The sequence below is a fragment of the Vineibacter terrae genome (genome assembly GCF_008039615.1).
Lineage (GTDB): Bacteria > Pseudomonadota > Alphaproteobacteria > Reyranellales > Reyranellaceae > Vineibacter > Vineibacter terrae.
Window position 1 is genome coordinate 17,192 of sequence record NZ_VDUZ01000028.1, and the last position, 20,326, is coordinate 37,517.

At 68.8% G+C, this 20,326-nt stretch carries 13 protein-coding genes; 7 read left to right on the forward strand and 6 right to left on the reverse strand.

What is annotated here, in order from left to right; all coding sequences use genetic code 11:
• Positions 1-72: 72 nt before the first annotated feature.
• Positions 73-900 carry an isocitrate lyase/PEP mutase family protein gene (locus FHP25_RS22735; RefSeq protein WP_147849261.1) on the forward strand — a complete coding sequence of 276 codons (828 nt, stop codon included), beginning with the start codon at positions 73-75 and terminating at the stop codon, positions 898-900.
• A gap of 72 nt (positions 901-972) precedes the next feature.
• Entirely contained in the window at positions 973-1,695 is a 723-nt protein-coding gene (locus tag FHP25_RS22740) for a haloacid dehalogenase type II (protein ID WP_147849262.1), read from the forward strand.
• 37 nt (positions 1,696-1,732) lie between these two features.
• Here FHP25_RS22740 and holA read toward each other — a convergent pair whose 3' ends face one another.
• Together holA and lptE are read right to left on the reverse strand one after the other, a co-directional pair.
• Positions 1,733-2,812 (reverse strand): DNA polymerase III subunit delta, encoded by a 1,080-nt coding sequence (holA, locus tag FHP25_RS22745; RefSeq protein ID WP_147849263.1) that lies wholly within the window; start codon positions 2,810-2,812, stop codon positions 1,733-1,735.
• 3 nt (positions 2,813-2,815) lie between these two features.
• Entirely contained in the window at positions 2,816-3,385 is a 570-nt protein-coding gene (gene lptE, locus FHP25_RS22750; RefSeq protein WP_147849264.1) for an LPS assembly lipoprotein LptE, read from the reverse strand.
• Positions 3,386-3,665: 280 nt separating this feature from the next.
• On the opposite strand from lptE, the gene FHP25_RS22755 reads away from it, so the two are divergent.
• Together FHP25_RS22755 and FHP25_RS22760 are read left to right on the forward strand one after the other, a co-directional pair.
• The gene (locus tag FHP25_RS22755; protein WP_147849265.1) at positions 3,666-5,603 is read left to right on the forward strand and encodes an autotransporter assembly complex protein TamA; all 1,938 of its coding nucleotides are present in this window, start codon (positions 3,666-3,668) and stop codon (positions 5,601-5,603) included.
• Positions 5,603-9,907, forward strand: a complete 4,305-nt coding sequence (locus FHP25_RS22760; protein WP_147849266.1) for a translocation/assembly module TamB domain-containing protein — start codon at positions 5,603-5,605, stop codon at positions 9,905-9,907. Before FHP25_RS22755 ends, FHP25_RS22760 begins: the two co-directional genes overlap by 1 nt.
• A 121-nt stretch (positions 9,908-10,028) precedes the next feature.
• On the opposite strand, the gene leuS is transcribed toward FHP25_RS22760, so the two are convergent.
• Complete coding sequence (gene leuS / locus FHP25_RS22765) at positions 10,029-12,644, reverse strand: leucine--tRNA ligase (protein WP_147849267.1); 2,616 nt, start codon at positions 12,642-12,644, stop codon at positions 10,029-10,031.
• 367 nt (positions 12,645-13,011) lie between these two features.
• Between leuS and FHP25_RS41955 the strand changes: the two genes are divergently transcribed.
• Positions 13,012-14,187, forward strand: coding sequence for an OmpA family protein (locus FHP25_RS41955; protein ID WP_231712437.1), 1,176 nt, complete (start codon positions 13,012-13,014; stop codon positions 14,185-14,187).
• Between the two features lie 222 nt (positions 14,188-14,409).
• A complete protein-coding gene (locus FHP25_RS41960; protein ID WP_231712437.1) occupies positions 14,410-15,585 on the forward strand; it encodes an OmpA family protein in 1,176 nt (391 codons plus the stop codon).
• A 277-nt stretch (positions 15,586-15,862) separates the two neighbouring features.
• On the opposite strand, the gene FHP25_RS22780 is transcribed toward FHP25_RS41960, so the two are convergent.
• Complete coding sequence (locus FHP25_RS22780) at positions 15,863-16,426, reverse strand: DUF3576 domain-containing protein (protein WP_231712438.1); 564 nt, start codon at positions 16,424-16,426, stop codon at positions 15,863-15,865.
• Between the two features lie 524 nt (positions 16,427-16,950).
• Here FHP25_RS22780 and FHP25_RS22785 point away from each other — a divergent pair.
• Complete coding sequence (locus FHP25_RS22785; RefSeq protein WP_147849268.1) at positions 16,951-18,168, forward strand: porin; 1,218 nt, start codon at positions 16,951-16,953, stop codon at positions 18,166-18,168.
• A gap of 200 nt (positions 18,169-18,368) precedes the next feature.
• Here the strand turns inward: FHP25_RS22785 and hemW are convergent, their stop codons facing one another.
• Both hemW and FHP25_RS22795 read right to left on the reverse strand, forming a co-directional pair.
• Positions 18,369-19,577 (reverse strand): radical SAM family heme chaperone HemW, encoded by a 1,209-nt coding sequence (hemW, locus tag FHP25_RS22790; RefSeq protein WP_147849269.1) that lies wholly within the window; start codon positions 19,575-19,577, stop codon positions 18,369-18,371.
• 135 nt (positions 19,578-19,712) lie between these two features.
• Positions 19,713-20,324, reverse strand: coding sequence for a non-canonical purine NTP pyrophosphatase (locus FHP25_RS22795; protein ID WP_147849270.1), 612 nt, complete (start codon positions 20,322-20,324; stop codon positions 19,713-19,715).
• Between the last annotated feature and the right edge of the window lie 2 nt (positions 20,325-20,326).

A 20,326-nucleotide genomic window follows, 5' to 3' on the forward strand; every position in this document is an offset into this window, starting at 1 on the left:
TCGGCGCGCAGCGAAGCATGCGCGATGGCCCGCCTGATAGACGGCCGCCAGGTATCGGAGCGGGAGGAAGCCATGACCCAGGCCCAGAAGATCGCGCAGTTCCGCGCCCTGCATGAAAGCGGGCTGTTCGTGATGCCCAATCCCTGGGACCTCGGCAGCGCGGCCTATCTGCAAAGCCTGGGCTTCAAGGCGCTGGCCACGACGTCGCTGGGCTACGCCTTCAGCATAGCCAAGCCGGATTTCGAATGGGCGGTGACGCGCGACGAGATGCTGGCGCATATCGCCAGCATGGCGGCCGGCACGACGCTGCCGCTCAACGCCGACTTCGAATCGGGCTATGCCCATGATCCTGATGGCGTCCACGAAAGCGTGCGCCTGTGCGTCGAGGCCGGCGTCGCCGGGCTTTCGATCGAGGACAACACCGGCGACAAGGCGCGGCCGCTGTATGGCCTGCACGACGCAGTCGCGCGCATCCGGGCGGCGCGCGCCGCCATCGATGCCAGCGGTCTTCCCGTCGTGCTGACCGGACGCGCCGAATGCTGGCTCGTCGGCCATCCCGAGCCGCTGGCGGAAAGCACCAAGCGCCTCGTCGCCTATGCCGAGGCCGGCGCCGATTGCCTCTATGCGCCGGGCGTGCGCAAGCCCGAGGAGATCGCGGCCTTGGTCAAGGCCGTCGCACCCAAGCCGTTCAACCTGCTGATCGGGGCGCCCGGCGTCAGCGCCCGGCAGGCGCAGGACCTGGGCGTGCGACGCATATCGGTGGGCGGCGCGCTGGCGCGCGTGGCCTGGGCAGCGTTCATGCGCGTCGCCGGCGACATCGCGCGCGAGGGCACGTTCGGCGGCCTGGCGGGCATCGCCTCGGCGGCCGATCTCAATGCCCTCTTCCGGGCGCGACGCTGAGCGCGCGACGGCGGCGCTCGACAGGGCGCGCAACTTGGTCCTTGATCGGCAGCCTGCTCATCATGCGAGGAAATGTCCATGGCCGCCGACATCAGAGCCTGCATCTTCGACGTCTTCGGCACGGTGGTCGACTGGCGCAACAGCGTCAGCCGCGACCTCGCCGCCTTCGGTGCCGACAAGGGCATCAGCGGTGTCGACTGGCTTGCCTTCGCCGTGGCCTGGCGCAAGCTCTACCAGCCGGCTATGGAAGAGGTGCGCAGCGGCCGCCGCGCCTTCACCGTCCTTGACGTGCTGCACCGCGAGAGCCTGGTGACGCTGATCGGCGAGTTCGCCATCACGGGGCTGAGCGAGGCCGAGATCGACCATATGAACCGCGCCTGGCATCGGCTCGATCCATGGCCCGACGCCGTCGCGGGGCTGACACGGCTGAAGAGCCGGCACATCATCGCGCCCTGCTCCAACGGCAACATCGCCCTGATCGTCAACATGGCCAGGCGCGCCGGCCTGCCCTGGGACTGCGTGCTGGGCGCCGAGACGGCCCGCGCCTACAAGCCGATGCCGGAAGCTTATCTCGCGGCGTGCCGGATGCTGGACCTGCAACCGGCGCAGGTGCTGATGGTGGCGGCGCATAACGGCGATCTGAAGGCCGCCAAGGCGCAGGGGCTTGGCACCGCGTTCGTGCCGCGGCCGACTGAGCACGGGCCGGACCAGAAGACCGACCTGGCGGCCGACGCAAGCGTCGTCGACATCGCCGCCGACAGCTTCGTGGACCTCGCCCACAAGCTGGGGTGCTGAGTCGCCGAGCGCGCTACTCGAAGAGCTCCCTCGATCCTTACCGCCGCGCCGGCGCACGCGCCAGGGAGCGGGCGCCCTGGGCGATGCGCAGGGCGGTGCGGCGCAGGATCGCCTCGTCGGGCAGGCCGGTGGTCTTGCATTGCATCTCGGCCTCCAGCAGCAGGTCGACGAGGTCGGCGAGCCGCCGCGATGGCCAGGTGCGGGCCTGGCGCTGCAGGGCCGCGCGCCGGCTGAAATGCGGCGGCGGGCGCAGCCGGGCGACGGCGTCGTCCGGCCGGGTGCCGGCCTCGATGGCGCCGGCCAGGCGATGCAGCTGGTCGGCGTGCCGCTGCAGGCCGCGGATCGCCGATGCCGGCGCCACGCCCTCGGCGAAGACGCGGTCCAGCGCGCGGTCGAGCCCCCCCGGATCGCCGTCGAAGGCAGCGAAGATGGCGTCGTCCAGGCCGATCGCGGCGCTGTCGCCGATCACCGCCACGGCATCGTCGAACGTCACGATGCGCGCCGCCGGCGGCGCGTCGGGCTTGGCGATGCCTTTGTACAGCGCCAGCTTCTCAAGCTCGCTGCGCGACAATCCGCGGTCGCTGCCGAGGTTGTCGACGAGGTAATCACGGGCATCGTTGTCGGCGCGCAGCCCGGCGGCGCCCAGGACTTGCTCGATCAGGCCTTCCAGCGCGCGCTCGCCGTCCTCGAAGCAGGCGATCGCAGCACCCGCCGGGGCGGCGGCGACAAGCTGGCGCAGGCGTGAGCTGGGCGGCAGGTTGCCGGCCTCGAGCACGATCAGGGCATCGCCGGCGGTGGCGTCGAGCACGGTCTGAACGGCATCAACCGACTCGTCGCCCGCCGGCCGCACGCGCACCACGCGCCGGCCGCCAATCAGCGACAGCGACTGGAACTCGTCGCCCAGCCGTGCCGGGTCGTCCTTGAGCTGCGCCCCGCTCAGCTCGACGGCGCGGAAGGCATCGCCGAGATCCGGGCAGACGGCTTGCGCCAGCGTGCGGCCGCGCTCGGCGATCATGCCTTCGTCATTGCCGTAGATCAGCGCCACGCGCAGCGCCGGATCCGGCTTGCGCACATAGCCGGCGACGAAGGCTTCCGACTGGCCGGCCTTGATATCCATCGCTCAGAGCTTGCGCCGGTAGGCATAGAACACCGCCAGCTTGGCGCGGATGTCCTCGGCAAGCTCGCGCGTGGCGCGCTCGCGCGCGTTGTCCTCGGCGGCGATGGTGGCGTATTGCGACTCCAGGGTGTTGTAGCGGGTGATGGTGCGGCTATAGCCCGTGGTCAGCACATTGCCCTGCGGGTCGCGCACCTCGTAGTCGACGCTTAGGCGCAGGTTGGTTGCGGTCGAAAACTCATCGCTGCGCGTCAGAACAGAGTCCTTCTGCTCGTGGGTGCGGATGACCAGATAGTAAATCGGCTGCGCCGGCTCGCCGTGCGGATTGAGCCGGTCGATCAGCCGGTTGCGCAGTATCTGGCCCGCCCGGTCCTGAATCGTGGTCACGCGCGTGCTGAACAGGTCGTTCTGCACGCTGCCTTGCGCCGTCTGCTGGTCGGGTGGCGCGGTGCCGGTGCGATCGGCGTACATCGGCTCGAAACCACAGGCCGCCACAAGCGTCATCAGTAGCAGCGCAGCAGCGCACCGCGCGATCACTTCACGATTGTGCAAATGCACCGACAGGCGGGCAGTCATGCAGGACGGCAGACACAGCGGCACGTTCAGCCTCGACAGCAGCAGCAGGACGTTCGGGCGTCACGGCCGTGCCGCCACGGCGCCACTATCGTGCAGCAGGTACCATCCGGCAACGATGGATGAAAGCCTGCAGGTGCAGTTCCATTGCGGTAAGGAGAGAGTAGCTGTGATAGTTGGTGCCGGTTGCATCGAACCTGCACCTTGGGTGTGGACCGATTGGCGCCCAGGCACGGGCCGGCGCTGTTTCACAGGGTGTCAACAGGAGCACGGTCTGGTCAGGATGCAGGATAGATATAGTCCCCTGGCGAGGCTCAGCGTCCTGTCGGCCGCGCTCTCCCGCAAGTTCGGCTCCCCGGCAGGTGCCATCGCGCTCGCGCTGGCCGCGGCCACGGCCGGAGCGCAGGCGCCCGATGCCACGCCACCTGCCGCGCCGGCGCCGGCAACGCCCGGAGCGCGCGGCAAGGCCGTGGTCTCGCTGCAGTTCACCGGCAATGAGAAGCTGCGCGAGGAGCTGCAGAAGCTGGTCGGCGCCGACGCCGAGGCGCAGGCCGCCGGCGCGACCTCGATCACGATCCTGCAGCGCGCGCATGCGCAGCGCGACCTGGTGATCAAGGCACTGCGGGCCTATGGCTACTACGCCAATCGCGTCACGGCGCGCGCCGCCGGACGGGATGTCGACGACCCGGCCGCCATTGATGCCATCGACGCGCTGCCGGCCGGCGCCGACGTGCCGGTCGAGGTCGCGGTCGAGAGCGGTCCGCGGTTCAACGTGCAGAGCATCGACGTCGTGCTGCCGCCCGCGGCCAGCGGGATGCTGGCGCGCGACAAGCTCCCGCTGGCCGTAGGCCAGCCGGCTGAAGCGGCCAAGATCCTGTCCACCGACGACGAGATACTGAACCAGCTGCAGCGCCACGGCTATGCGCTGGCGCGCATCGTCAAACGCGATGTCCTCATCGACCACGACACGCGCACGGCACGCATCACCTGGCGGATCGATCCCGGGCCGCCCGCGACCATGGGGACGGTGACGTTCCGCGGCCAGCAGCGCACCGAAACCGAGTTCCTCGAACGGCGCGTGCCTTATCAGCCGGGCCAGCCCTATCATCCCGACCGGATCGAGGATCTGCGCACGCGCATGACCGAGCTGGGCATCTTCAGCAGCGTCAACATCATCCGCGGCAATGCGCTGGACGCTGACGGCCACCTGCCGGTCGTGGTCGAGGTCACGGAGCGGCCGCCACGCACGATCGGATTCTCCGCCAGCTATGCCTCGTCGGAGGGCGCGGCGCTGCGCGCCTACTGGCAGCACCGCAACCTGACCGGCGAGGCCGACTCGCTGCGCCTGTCGGCCGGGGCCACGGGCCTCGTCGAGCACTCGCTGGCCGACACCGGCTTTGCGATCACCGCCGACTACCGCAAGCCCGACTTCCTGCGCATCGACCAGGCGATGACCCTGCAGGCGGCGGTTATCCGCGAGATCAACGACGCCTATCGCCGCCAATCGGCGATGATCGGTGGTGGCATCGAGCGCCTCATCAACAAGGGCTTCGTCGTGCGCGCCGGCATCGCGTTCGAGACCGAGGTCGTCGAGACGGCGGAGCGGCGCGCCACCTACCTGCCGCTCAGCCTGCCGATGGGCATGACGCTGGACCGCGCGAACAGCCCCCTCGATCCGACCCGCGGCTATCGGCTGGCGCTGGACGTCATCCCCTATTTCGATTTGCGCAACCCCGGCCATCCGTTCGTGAAGCTGCGCGCCACCGGCAGCACGTATCTCGACTTGACGGGCAGCGGCTCCACGGTCGTGGCGCTGCGGGCATCCGTCGGCGTCATGCCCGGCGCCACCAAGGACGCGGTGCCGCCGGACAAGCGCTTCTACGCCGGCGGCGGCGGCTCGGTGCGCGGCTTCGATTATCAGAGCGCCGGCCCGCGCGACGCCGACCACCGGCCGCTGGGCGGCCAGAGCCTCATCGAGGGCAGCGTCGAGCTGCGGCAGCGGCTGACGGAAAAGTTCGGCGCCGTCGTCTTCGTCGATGCCGGCACGACCTATTCCAGCAGCCTGCCCGGCAAGGGCGATCCGCCGCGGATCGGCGCCGGCGTGGGCGTGCGCTACTACAGCGATTTCGGGCCGATCCGCGCCGATGTCGCCACCCCGATCAACCGCCGGCCGGGCGATTCCTGGTACGGCCTCTACATCAGCATCGGGCAGGCTTTCTGATGCGAGTCCGCCGCATCCTGTTGCGTTCGGCCGCCGTCATCGCCGGTGCCGTCGCCGTGGCCTTCGCCGGCCTGCAGACCGGCCCCGGCCAGCGGGCCCTGTTCGACATGGCGGGATCGCTGGCCTCGGCACCGGGCCGCACGATCCGTCTCGAAGGCCCATCAGGGTTCTTCCCCACCGACCTGCGCCTGGCCCGGGTCGAGATGGCGGACGCCAAGGGCACGTGGCTGTCGGCCGATGACGTGCAGTTGTCCTGGTCGTTCCTGCCCCTGCTCGGCGGCAAGCTCGAGGTGCAGGCGGTGCGCGCCGCGCGTCTCGCCGTCACCCGGCCGCCCGAGCCCGCGGCGGAACCGGCACCACCGCCGGCCACGACGTCCGGCGGCAGCGGCGGCCTGCCCGTGCAGGTATCGCTGGGCGCGCTCGCGATCGACGAGCTGCAGCTGGGCGCCGCGCTGACCGGAGTCGAGTCGCGCTGGCGCATCGACGGCGCGGCACGCCTGGAGGGCGCGCAGGGCGTCAACAGCGTGACGCTCACGGCCGCCCGCAGCGATGGCCGCGAAGGGCGCTTGGCCTTGCGCGCCAACTATGACGCGGCGCGGGGTGTCGCCAGCATCGACGGCGATGTCGTTGAAGGCGAAGGCGGCGTGCTGGCCGCCCTGCTCGGCCGGCCCGATCTGCCGCGCACGACAGGCAGGATCAAAGCGGAAGGCTCCAGCGACAGCGGCGACGTCGAGATGACGGTCGAGGCCGGCGATGCGCTGCGCCTCAACGGCTCGGGCCGCCTGCGCCCGGATCCGGCAGGCCGCCATGTCGCGCTGAGCCTGCGGATCGAAGGCGGCCACATGCCGAACCCGACCTGGGCGGCGGCGCTGGCACAGCCGGCGACGGTCGAGGCCGATGTGTTGCTGCAGAGCGCCGGCGCGATCGATATCCGCACGCTGCGCGTGGCAACGGCGCCGCTGGAGGCCACCGCCAGCGGCCGCTACGTCCCCAACGACAAGCGCCTTGACCTGCGGCTGGCGGCGACCGGGGGCGATCCGGCGGTGCTGGCCACGATTCTGCCCGGCGCCTCCTGGCGTGACCTGCGCCTGGAGGTGAACGCCAGCGGCACGATGGCGGCGCTCGATGCTACGGTGTCGCTGCGGGCAGCGGCGCTGATGATGGCGCCGACAGCGGCAGCGACGGATGTGAGCCTGACCGGATCGACTCAGGGCGCCGACCTGACCGGCCCTGCCCTGCGGGCACAGCTCGACGGCACCGTCGGCTCCCTCACCGCGCAGCTGGAAGGCGGCAAGGAGGCGGTCGTCAACGACATGCGCCTGGCCCTGCGGGCCGAGCGCAGCACAGCCGGCGTCGTCACGATCAGCGGCCTGGACCTCGCCTCGTCGCTGGGCCACGTCACGGCGACCGGCCGGCTGGCGGCCGACAGCAGCCTCGATGCGACGGCGACCCTTGAGGTCCCCGATCTCAAGGCGCTGGCCGCGGTCACCGGTCAGGCCCTGGGTGGCGCCGTGCAGCTGACGGCGCGGGTCACCGGCAAGCCCGATGCGCCCGCGGTTGCGGTCGATGCCACGCTGCGCGACGCCGTCGTGCCGGACGTGCCGCCGGGGCTGCTGACGCCCAGCACGCGCCTCACGGCCAATGCCGCGCTCGATCGCCAGGGCAGTTGGCGCCTGGACAAGATGACGATTGCGTCGGACGCGTTGTCGATCGAAGGCAGCGGCCAGGGGCGCGGTGCCGCAGGGACGGCGGATGTCACCATCGTGCTGCCCAGGCTGGAGGCGGTGGATCCGCGCTACACCGGCAACCTGCGCAGCAACATCCGCATCGACGCAACCGGCGAACGCCGCACGGTGCAGCTCAAGGCGCAGCTGGCGCAAGGCCGCCTCGACGGCACGGCCGTCGAGCGCCTCGACCTCGAGGCCGACATGACGCTGCACCAGGACGGCATCGAAGCGACGCTGGCGCTGGACGGCAGCAGCGGCGACCGCCCGCTGCATGCCAACGGCCGGATCGCGGCGACAGCCGGGCAGCGCCTGTCGATCCCGACATTCGAGGCTGTGTTGGGCAAGGTCAGCCTGTCGGTGAAGGACCTCACGGTGGATCGCACATCGGCGACGGGATCCGCCCGGCTGCTGGTCGAAGATCTGTATGAGGTCGGCGCGCTTGTCGGCCAGAAGCTGGCCGGCAAGCTGGAGGTCACGGTGGCCCCCGATCCGGCGGCCACCGACGGCAAGCTGAAGATCGCGGTGCGCGGCAGCAATCTGGCCTCGGGGAACCTCGGTGTCGGCACGCTGACCGGCGACGCCACCGTCGTGGACCCCTTGGGGCGTGCCGGGTTCGAGGCCACCATCGTGGCCCACGCGCTGCGCGGCATCGCCGAGATCACCAGCGTCAACCTGAAGGCGTCCGGCGATCGCACCGCGGTCGCTGCGACCACCGACGTGTCCGGCCCCGGCGTGCAGGCGAGCACGGCGATCAAGGCGCGATTGAACGGCGGCGAGACGACCATCGACATCGAGAGCCTGAAGGCCGTGCGCAACGGCCGCACGCTGGCGCTCACCAAGGCGGCGCAGATCCGGCTGGCGGACGGACGCACCACGATCGACCCCATGCAGCTGGCCGTTGTCGGCGGACAGATCCGCATCGCCGGTGTCGTGGATGCCGCCAACAGCGACCTGCAGGTCGACCTCACAGGATTGCCGCTGGCCGAGCTGGCGGCCCTGGGCGGCGCCGAGCTGCAGCTGGCCGGCGCGCTGCAGGGCCAGGTGCGCATGCGCGGGTCCAGCGCCAACCCGGATATCGACGTCACCTACGCAATTAGGGACGCGCGGTTGCGCGGCCTCGCCCTGGCCTCGGTGCCGGCGGTCACGCTCACCGGCAAGGGCGCGCTGCGCAACCGCCAGGCGACGGCGGAGGCACAGCTTGCCGCCGGTGCCAGCAATCTGTCGCTCAACGTTGCCGCCCAGCTGCCGCAGAGCGGCGCGCCCGATCTGCGCCTCACCGTCAAAGGCCCGGTCGACCTCGCGATGCTTGCCAGCGTGCTGGGCCCCGACATCCAGCAGGTGGGCGGCCGCGCCGTATTCGACGCGGTCATCGCCAGCCGCGGCGGGCGACCCAGCGGCACCGGCACGGTGCGCCTGGAGGATCTGCACCTGGCGCTGCCGTCGGAGGGGTTGGTGCTGTCGAAGGGCACCGGCCTGATCCGGCTCGCCGACGACCGCGTCGTCATCGAGCGGTTCATCTTCCCTGCCGTCGGCAAGGGCGATATCTCGGCCTCGGGCGATGTGCGGCTGGACCCGCGCTTCACGCTGCCCGTCAACCTGCGGATCGAGACCCGCCGGGCACGCCTGCTGGGACGGCGCGACATGCTGGCAGAGCTGACATCGTCGTTGCAGTTCAGCGGGTCGGTCGCCGAGGGCCTGACGATCAGCGGTCCGATCCGGATCGACCGGGCCGAGATCAATGTCGCGATGGGTGGTGCCTCCGCGGCTGTGCCCTCTGTGCCGGTGCGGGAAATCGGCACCGGGGCGCCGAAGCAGGCCAAGGCGTCGACGCCGGCCAAGCCGATGACGCTGGATCTCAAGATCAGCGCGCCGCAGGCCATCTTCGTGCGTGGCAAGGGCCTGGATGCGGAAGTGCAGGGTGACCTGGCGATCGCCGGCACCAGCGACAAGCCCAGCGTCACGGGCGGCCTGCAGCTGCGCCGCGGCACTTTCCAGATCCTGGGCCGCACGCTGAACTTCACCCGCGGCGTGGTGAGCTTCGTCAGCGCCGACCGTATCGAGCCGCTGCTGGACATGCTGGCCGTGTCGCGCAACGGCAACGTGACCATCAATATTGCTGTCACGGGATCGGCCTCCAATCCGAAGATCAAGCTGAGCTCGACGCCGACATTGCCGCAGGACGAGATTCTGGCGCAGTTCCTGTTTGGCCGGGGCGCCGCCGAGCTGGGACCGTCACAGCTGGCGCAGGTGGCCGAGGCGGTGGCGCAGCTGGCCGGCGGCGGATCGGGCGGCGGCGTGGTCGATTCGATGCGCCAGGCGCTCGGGCTGGACCGTCTCGGCATTGGTGCCGGCGGCCAGGACAGCGGCAAGTCCGGCAACGGCGGCGCCGTCGGCGGCGCCACGGTCGAAGGTGGCCGCTACATAGCGCCCGGTGTCTATCTCGGAGGCCGCCAGGGCATGCAGGGCGACAGCCGCGGCGTGGTGCAGATCGAGGTCATCCCGCACGTCAAGATCGAGGCGGAAGTCGGCACGAAATCGACCGGCCGGGCCGGCGTGGCCCTGGAATACGATTATTGACGCCTTGCCCGAGAGAGTTCGCTGTCATCCCGAGCGCAGCGAGGGATCTCCCGCGAACGACGCACTGTGCGCCTTGCCGCGGGAGATCCCTCGCTGCGCTCGGGATGACAGGTAATCCGGCTCACACCACGATATTGACGATGCGGTTGGGCACCACCACGACCTTCTTCGCCGGCTTGCCGGCCATGGCGCGCTGGGTCTCGGGCAGCGCCAGCGCCGCGGCCTCGGCGGCATCCTTGGCCGTGTCCTTCGCCAGGCGAATCGTCGCCCGCAGCTTGCCGTTCACCTGGATCGCGACCGTGACCTCGTCGTCGGCCAGCAGCGCTGTCTCCGGCGTCGGCCACGACGCGTCGGCGAGCAGCCCCTGCCCGCCCAGCATCTGCCATAGCTCCTCACCCAGATGCGGAGTCATCGGGCCGATCAGGCGCACGAAGATATCGAGCGTCTCGCGCAGCGCCCAGCGGTCCGCGTCCGTCGTCGGCTTGAACGCTTCGATGGCGTTGGCGAGCTCGTAGAGCCGCGCCACGCCCTTGTTGAAGTGGAAGCGCTCGACATCCTCCCCGACGCCGATGATGGCGCGATGCGCGGCGCGGCGCAGCGCCGTCGCGGCATCGGAGAACGCAGGCGGCCTTGCAGCGCCCGCCGGCGGCAGCCCGGCGATGGCGCCGCCCAGCATCCGGTATAGACGCTGCTGGAACCGCCAGGCGCCCGCGACGCCGGCCTCGGTCCATTCCAGGTCGCGCTCGGGCGGCGAATCCGACAACATGAACCAGCGTGCGGTGTCGGCGCCGTAGTCGCGGATGATCTGGTCGGGGTCGACGACGTTCTTCTTCGACTTCGACATCTTCTCCGAGCGGCCGACGCTGACCGGCGTGGCGTCGCTGGCCCGCACCACGGCGCCATCCTCGCCGTGCTTCACCTCGTCGGGGAACAGCCACGACCCGTCGGCGGCGCGATAGGTTTCGTGGCACACCATCCCCTGGGTGAACAGGCCAGCGAAAGGCTCGTCGCGATCGGCCAGGTCGACGGTGCGCATCGCGCGCGTCCAGAAGCGCGAATAGAGCAGATGCAGGATCGCGTGCTCGACGCCGCCGATATACTGGTCGACCGGCATCCAGTACTCGTGCTCCGCCCTGTCGAAGGGCGCCGTCGTGCATCGTGCCGACGTGAAGCGGTCGAAGTACCAGCTCGAATCGATGAAGGTATCGAACGTGTCGGTCTCGCGCCGCGCCGGCTTGCCGCAGCTGGGGCAGGCGACATGCTTCCAGGTCGGGTGGCGGTCGAGCGGATTGCCGGGCGTGTCGAACTCGACGTCATCGGGCAGCGTGACCGGCAGGTCCTGCGCCGGCACCGGGACCACGCCGCAGCTCTCGCAATGGATGGCCGGGATCGGGCAGCCCCAGTAGCGCTGGCGCGACACCAGCCAGTCGCGCAGCTTGTATTGCACCGTGCCCTTGCCGACGCCGTTCTCCTCCAGGTGCCGGATGATGCTGCGCTTGGCATCCGCCACCGGCAGGCCGTTGAGGAAGCCGGAATTGTACAGCGTGCCGTCATCGACATAGGCGACGTCGCGGATCACGAAATCGGCCGGGCTCTCGCCCGGCGGCAACACCACCGGGATCACGGGCAGGCCGTACTTGCGCGCGAAGTCGAGGTCGCGCTGATCTCCTGCCGGACAACCGAAGATGGCGCCCGTGCCGTAGTCCATCAGCACGAAATTGGCGACGTAGACCGGCAGGGTCTCGCCCGGCTTGACCACGTGCTTCACCGACACGGCCGTGCGGTAGCCTTTCTTTTCGGCGGTCTCGATCTCGGCGGCGCTGGTGCCGGTGCGCCGGCAGTCGGCGATGAAGTCGGCCAGCGCCGGGTCGTGCCGCGCCAGGCGGGTGGCCAGCGGATGGTCGGGCGACACCGCCATGAACGAGGCGCCGAACAGCGTGTCGGGGCGCGTCGTGAAGATCTCCAGGGTTTCGCCCGGCTCGACCCCCGCTCCGGTCAGCTCGAAGAAGACCCGCGCGCCCTCGCTCTTGCCGATCCAGTTGGCCTGCATCAGGCGCACCTTCTCCGGCCAGCGATCCATCGTGTCGAGGCGCTTCAGCAGCTCGTCGGCGAAGTGCGTGATCTTGAGGTTCCACTGCGCCAGCTTGCGACGCTCGACCGTGGCGCCGGTGCGCCAGCCCTTGCCGTCGATCACCTGCTCGTTGGCGAGCACGGTGTTGTCGACCGGATCCCAGTTCACCCAGGCTTCCTTGCGGTAGGCCAGACCGGCCTTCCAGAAGTCCAGGAACATCTTCTGCTGGTGGCGATAGTACGCCGGATCGCAGGTCGCGACCTCCCGGCTCCAGTCCAGCGACAAGCCCATCACCTTGAGCTGGGCCTTCATCGCCTCGATGTTCTGATAGGTCCAGGTCTTGGGGTGGACCTTCTTCTCCATCGCCGCGTTCTCGGCCGGCAGGCCGAAGGCGTCCCAGCCCATCGGGTGCAGCACGTTGAAGCCCTTGGCGCGCCGGTAGCGGGCGACGACATCGCCCTGGGTGTAGTTGCGCACGTGGCCCATATGGATGCGTCCCGAGGGATAGGGAAACATCTCCAGAACATAGTACTTCGGCCTCGATTGATCGGCTGTGGCCTTGAATGTCGCCGCCGCTTCCCAGGCCTTTTGCCACTTGGCCTCGGTCTCGCGAAAATTATAGCGCGGCGGCTCGCTGCGGCCGGTGGCGCTGGTCGGTTGCGACACGATCTCTACTCCTGGCGCTTGCCTGGCGTCGCGCGGACATGCCGGCAAACGACGCGAAAATCAGGAACGAAGCGGCATGCCGCGCAGCCTGGGCGGCGTCAAGCATGTTGTCGTCCTGTCGGCGGGCCCTTCCTGCCGCACTGCAAAGCCTGTCGAAGCACCCACGCTAATTCATTCATGGCGGTGAATATTCCTCGGATCATCTGTTGCGCGAATGCCACACCTTTCGTGATTCTGGCGCCATTGCCCGTCGATCGCTGATCAAGCCTTTGGACGGACACGCCTTCCAGCATAGTATGCGCCCCGGAGATTGGACGGCGATCCTCCAGTCGAGGGTCGAGGACAAGCAAGAGAGAGGGGACTAGGGATGCGGAAGACACTGCTTGCGGGTGCCGCGATTGGCACGCTGATGGTGGCCGGCGGCGCCCAGGCCCAGGTGCAGTCGGGCCCGGGCTTCTTCGGCTACATGGACGGGATGTACATCCTGCCTGGCAACACGGGCATGAGCGAAGCGTCGACCATTCCCGGCAAGGCGGGCCGCGGCGACGGCTGGGGCATCGACGGCAAGCTGGGCTATCGCTTCGATGGCGCGTACGACCTGGCGCTGGGCGGCCGCTACTTCGACCGCAGCAAGGGCAAGGGCGCCGGCGTCTTCGACTGGCACGGCACGAAGAACACCTATTGGAACATCGACGCCGAGGTCGGCTACAACATCACCGGCCCGGGCTACGGCGTGCGGCCGTTCATCGGCATCCGCTACCAGCAGTGGCGTGCCTCGTTCGCCGATAGCGTCGCGCCGGTCTTCGGCGGCGGCGAGTACTCGTGGGGCGTCGGCCCGCGCATCGGCGTGGATGCCTCGCTGCGCCTGACGGACATCGTCAGCCTGTTCGGCGGCATCGACACGGCGTTCCTGTACGGCAAGACCAAGGGCAAGACCAGCGTGCCGCCGGGCGGCAGCCTGAACAGCGAGCGGCTGATCTGGGATATCGGCGGCCGCATCGGCATCGACGTCGAGCTTGCGCCGCTGTGGCATCTGGGCGTCGGCTATAAGGTCGAGTGGTTTGACGGCGTGAACCATGCGCTGTCGCAGGGCGGCGGTGGCCCGAAGGGCCGCTCGGGCGAGCTGGTGCACGGCCCGTTCGTGCGTCTGGCGTACAACTGGGGCGCGCCGCCTCCGGGTGCGCCGGCGGTGGCGCCGCCGGTGCCGGGCGCGACGCGCTCGTTCATCGTGTTCTTCGACTTCGACAAGTCGAACCTGACGCCGACGGCGGTGCAGACGATCAAGCAGGCGTCGGACCAGGCGAAGTCTGGCCGCACGACGCGGATCGACGTGACGGGCCATACGGACCGCGCGGGCACGGATGCGTACAACATGGCGCTGTCGCTGCGCCGTGCGAACGCGGTGAAGAACGAGCTGGTGCGCACCGGCATCCCGGCGACGCAGATCGCGGTCGTGGGCCGTGGCGAGAGCCAGCCGCTGGTGCCGACGGCGGACGGTGTGCGTGAGCCGCAGAACCGCCGCGTGGAGATCGTGCTGAACTGATCCGTACCATCCGGGACGGAACGCGACGGGCGCCCCCCAGGGGCGCCCGTTTCTGTTGCGAGAATGCCACATCTTCCAAAAATACCGCGTCAAGCGCATGGGAATCGCGTGTCGAGGCTTTTGATTGCGCGCCGTTCGGGATTAAATGCACGCGGCACGACTGGCGATCCCCGTGAGGCGGCCGCGCGGATCGTCGCCAAAGAGAGAGGTGAGTGAATGAACATGCGGAAGACACTGCTTGCGGGTGCCGCGATTGGCACGCTGATGGTGGCCGGCGGCGCCCAGGCCCAGGTGCAGTCGGGCCCGGGCTTCTTCGGCTACATGGACGGGATGTACATCCTGCCTGGCAACACGGGCATGAGCGAAGCGTCGACCATTCCCGGCAAGGCGGGCCGCGGCGACGGCTGGGGCATCGACGGCAAGCTGGGCTATCGCTTCGATGGCGCGTACGACCTGGCGCTGGGCGGCCGCTACTTCGACCGCAGCAAGGGCAAGGGCGCCGGCGTCTTCGACTGGCACGGCACGAAGAACACCTATTGGAACATCGACGCCGAGGTCGGCTACAACATCACCGGCCCGGGCTACGGCGTGCGGCCGTTCATCGGCATCCGCTACCAGCAGTGGCGTGCCTCGTTCGCCGATAGCGTCGCGCCGGTCTTCGGCGGCGGCGAGTACTCGTGGGGCGTCGGCCCGCGCATCGGCGTGGATGCCTCGCTGCGCCTGACGGACATCGTCAGCCTGTTCGGCGGCATCGACACGGCGTTCCTGTACGGCAAGACCAAGGGCAAGACCAGCGTGCCGCCGGGCGGCAGCCTGAACAGCGAGCGGCTGATCTGGGATATCGGCGGCCGCATCGGCATCGACGTCGAGCTTGCGCCGCTGTGGCATCTGGGCGTCGGCTATAAGGTCGAGTGGTTTGACGGCGTGAACCATGCGCTGTCGCAGGGCGGCGGTGGCCCGAAGGGCCGCTCGGGCGAGCTGGTGCACGGCCCGTTCGTGCGTCTGGCGTACAACTGGGGCGCGCCGCCTCCGGGTGCGCCGGCGGTGGCGCCGCCGGTGCCGGGCGCGACGCGCTCGTTCATCGTGTTCTTCGACTTCGACAAGTCGAACCTGACGCCGACGGCGGTGCAGACGATCAAGCAGGCGTCGGACCAGGCGAAGTCTGGCCGCACGACGCGGATCGACGTGACGGGCCATACGGACCGCGCGGGCACGGATGCGTACAACATGGCGCTGTCGCTGCGCCGTGCGAACGCGGTGAAGAACGAGCTGGTGCGCACCGGCATCCCGGCGACGCAGATCGCGGTCGTGGGCCGTGGCGAGAGCCAGCCGCTGGTGCCGACGGCGGACGGTGTGCGTGAGCCGCAGAACCGCCGCGTGGAGATCGTGCTGAACTGATCCGTACCATCCGGGACGGAACGCGACGGGCGCCCCCCAGGGGCGCCCGTTTTGCGTTGGCAATTCCCGCAAGCGCACCACTCGATCTCAGGAAGGCTGGGCTTGCGTTTAGTCGGGCCGCGCCGCTCCAGCGGCGCTCTTCTATCAATGACTCGTCAATAGGTCAGTCCGGGTGGCGCGAGCCTCCGATGACGTGCGATTCGGCCAACGCCGGTCAAATTCGGTCAAAATGCAAGAGCGCCGCTGGAGCGGCGCGGCCCGACCAGGCGCGGCGCCCTTACTGACCCGTCTGGGCGATTCGCAGCTGCCGTGCGCGCGTGAGGATCTGGTTCTCCAGCTCCAGGCTGGTGCGCGGGTCGACACTGGCATCCACCCAGCCGCGATTGCCGCCGGTCTGGCGAAACACGGATGCACGCACGCCATCGGCCCGCAGGTCGCGATCGAGGATCGTGATCTGCACCTTCATGCGCTCGTTGGGGCTCTCCGGCGGGCTGTACCAGTCGGTGATGATGGTGCCACCGAACGGATCAGCCGATGCCAGCGGCATGAACGATACTGTGTCCAGCGAGGCCCGCCACAGGAAGGCGTTGACCGCGATGCCGGGCTCGTCGAGCCCCTTCTTCTTGTCATCGCGCGAGCCGAACAGGCCGCCGGGGCCGAACAGCCCGCTGTCCGATGGCTGGGTGCGACCGCCGATGCCGCGCTGGATCGCATCGCGGCGGCGGTCGATCGTGTCCACATCGGCGCCCTGGTTCGAATTGCATCCGGTCAAGCTGCCTGCCGTCATGACCAGGAAGAGACCGGCGAATGCCATTGCACCCGGGCGGACGATACGATTCATCGAGCCTTGCTCCTGCGCCGCCGGCGACTCCCTGCCCCCCAGGCGGCTGCCTTAGACTTCGGGCGTTGCTGCCCAGCCGGCGTTATGAGGGACTTCCAACCGCGCGGCAAGCCGCTTGCGCATCGCATTGCAGGAACAGTCGCTGAGAAACCGCCCGGCGCCGTATCGAAATGAAACAGCCCATGGCGTGCAGATTCCGTTTTGCGGGCGTAAGTGGCAAATCGAAACTTGGTGTGACCGACGGTGACCCGCTGTCGATGCCGCCGTCCCGGACCGCGTCCGCAGCACCCGCGATCGGCAAATAATCCTGAAGACACAGTCTGTTGCCGAATAGCCACACCTTCCGACAGAATCATGTCAAAGCGCTTTGGTTCCTTGACCCTGATTGCGACCCGGTGGTTACATGCGGCGTCGTCCGTTCGTGGCGGGGGCGGTTTGTTGGCCGGCTCAGGCTAGACCCCTCGAACCGGCCAAAGACGGTCCGACATGCGTAGCGTAATTCAGACCCACGAGAGAGGGAGAACATGAAAAAAGCACTACTGGGCTCGACCGCGCTGGTCGCCGGTGGTCTCCTCGCCGCGCCGGCGATGGCTGCCGATCCGATCAAGCTCGAGCTGCGTGGCTACTTCCAGTTCATGATCGTGGTCGGCCACACCGACCGTGACGTGGTTGGCACGACCGGAACGAGCTATCGCCCCGAGAACCTGAAGTACGAAGGCGAAATCTGGTTCACCGGCACGACCAAGCTGGACAACGGCACCTCCATCGGTATCCGTGTCGAGCTGGAAGGCTGGTCACAGGGCGGCGGCACCACCTCGACCAACGACCAGATGGACGAGGAATACCTGTTCGCGTTCGGCGACTGGGGCCGCATCGAGTTCGGCGGCACCGACTCGGCGTCGTTCAAGATGCAGTACTCGTCGCCGTCGGCGTTGATCGGCTGGGGCTTCAACGATCACAACTTCAACTACTTCGGCAACGGCTTCAACGCCAGCAACCAGGCCGGCCGTGGCGGCAACATCCTTGGAACCGGCGCTGCCCACAATGCCGGCTTCAGCGCTGACGCCAACAAGTTCACGTACTTCACGCCGCGGTTCGCCGGCTTCCAGCTCGGCTTCTCGTACACGCCGTCGTTCGGCCTCGGCGCGCTCGCCACGTGCACTTCGCGCAACGGCAACGCGAACTTCAACAACTGCCCGAAGAACTCCAACATCTGGCACAACGGCCTCGACATCGCGGCGAACTACCTGAACAAGTTCGGTGACGTGTCGATCGCCCTGTACGGCGGCTACGCGACTGCCGGCTTCGATCGTGGTCCGGGCTTGGTGGGCGTTTCAACGACGCTGGGTAGCCAGGCTGGCCGCTACAAGACCTGGGCTGCGGGCGCGCAGATCGGCTTCGCCGGCTTTACGCTGGGTGGCGGTGCCGGTGGCGACAACAACGGCTTGAAGGGCAACAACCAGACCCGCTGGTATACGGCCTCGCTGATGTACGAAACGGGTCCGTGGCAGCTCTCGGCCGGCTGGTGGGGCGGTCGCAACAACGACGGCAACGCCGTGGCGGGCTCGCAGAACGCGCCGGGCAAGGACAAGATCGACTACTTCGAGCTGGGCGCCAACTACGCGCTTTCGCCGGGCATCAAGCTCACTGGCGGCGTGTTCTATTACATGGGCTCGGGCCAGAGCAAGAGCGAGAAGGCGGACTCCTGGGCGTTCGTCTTCGGTACGGCTCTGACCTTCTGATATCGATACTCACGGGTCTGAGTACAGGGAGAGCGGGCTGCGGCCCGCTCTCTTTTTTTGTGGCCATATACGCCCCCATTGTCATCCCGAGCGAAGCGAGGGATCTCCTGAGGATCGAGGCTCCATTCGCGGGAGATCCCTCGCTTTCGCTCGGGATGACAGTGAAAGGATGACAGTGAAGATGTGTGGCGCCGAGAGCGCTAAGCTCGGGATGAGGTGCGAACCGCGTCCAGCAGCCGCGCCAGCACGGCGTTGAGCACCTGCCGGCCGTGGGCGGTGGCGCGCAGCGTCTGCGTGCTGATGGCCAGGAAGCCGCCCTCGACCAGGCGATGCAGCGCATCGGCATCGCACGCGGCCACCGGATCGACGCCGGTCACGCGGCGGAAGACCATGCGGTCGATCCCGTCCGTCAGGCGCAAGCCCATCATCAACGCCTCGGCCACAAGGTCGGCGCCTTGGACGATCGTGTCCTCCACCGTCGCATGGCCATGGGCTTCGACCTGCTCGAGCCAGGCTTCAGGGCCGGTGGCTTGGCGCGTGGCACGCTTGCGCGCGCTTGCGTCGCCGCCACCCGGAGACGACACACGGCCGTGGGCGCCGGGGCCGACGCCGACATAGTCCTCATAGCGCCAATAGGCGAGATTGTGCCGGCAAGCCCCGCCGCTCCGGGCATGATTTGATATCTCGTATGCCGGCAGGGCTGAATCGGCGAGCCGCATCTGGGTTGCTTCGAACAAAGCCGCCTGGGTGTCCTCGTCCGGCAGCGCGAACAGGCCGCGCGCGTGATCCTGCCAGAAGCGCGTGCCGCGCTCGATCGTGAGCTGATAGACCGACAAATGGTCGCGCACGAAGCCCAGCGCCCGATCCAGCTCGGCATGCCAGGCATCGACCGTCTGGCCAGGGCGGGCATAGATCAGATCGAAGGAGTGGCGGGGGAAGATATCGCGCGCCAGCGCCAGCGCCGCGAGCGCTTCGCCGACGTCGTGCTCGCGGCCCAGAAAGCGCAAGGCCTGGGCGTCGAAGGCCTGCACGCCCAGCGACACACGGTTGACGCCGGCCGCGCGCAAGGCCTCAAACCGGGCGGCCTCGACCGAGGTGGGGTTGGCCTCCAGCGTGATCTCGACGTCCTGGCTCACCGGCCACAGGTTGCGGATGCTCTCGATGACGGCGGCGACCGTCTCCGGCGGCATCAGCGAGGGCGTGCCGCCGCCGAAGAAGATGCTGGTGACGGCACGGCCTGGCGTCTGTGTCGCATAGTGCCAGAGCTCGGCCTGCAGCGCATTGCGCCAGCGCCGTTGATCGACGGCATCGCGCACATGGCTGTTGAAGTCGCAATACGGGCACTTCGACCGGCAGAACGGCCAGTGCATATAGATGCCGAACAACGGCGTGCGCGAGGTCGATGTCATGGGCACCGCCGCAAATGAGTCATGGGTCGGGCCGCGCCGCTCCAGCGGCGCTCATGCAACGACGTTCCGGACGGATACGACCTTCGACACTGAGCGCCGCTGGAGCGGCGCGGCCCGACCGGATCGCTTGGCTCATCAAAAGCAGGCGGCGATCAGCTTGCGGAAGGCGTTGCCGCGATGGCTGATCGCGCTCTTGGCCGCGGGGTCCATCTCGGCGCAGGTGAGCGCCGAGCCCTGCGGCTGAAATGTCGGGTCGTAGCCGTGTCCCTGCGTGCCGCGCGGCGGCCAGACGATGTGCCCGGGCATCTCGCCCCGCACCAGCTCGCAATGGCCGTCCGGCCACGCCAGCGCCAGCACGCAGACGAAGGTGGCGCGCCGGGCCTCGGGTGATTCCGGCACCCCGCGCGCCGTCAGTTCGCGCTGGATACGTGCCATGCCCACCATGGCGTCGCGCGTGGGGCCCTCCCAGTCGGCCGTGATGACGCCGGGCTGTCCGTCGAGCGCCGCGACGCAGAGGCCGGAATCGTCGGCCAGCGCCGGCAGGCCGGCCTCCAGGGCCGCCGCCCGTGCCTTCAGAGTGGCGTTGTCCTCGAACGTGGCGCCGGTCTCCTCCGGCGCCGCCAACCCCAGCTCGGCGGCCGAGACGACATCGATCGCGGCATCTCCCAGCAGGTGGCCGATCTCGGCTGCCTTGCCGCGATTGTGGGTCGCAACGACCAGCCTGGGTCCGCTGAAGCGCCGAGCCATGA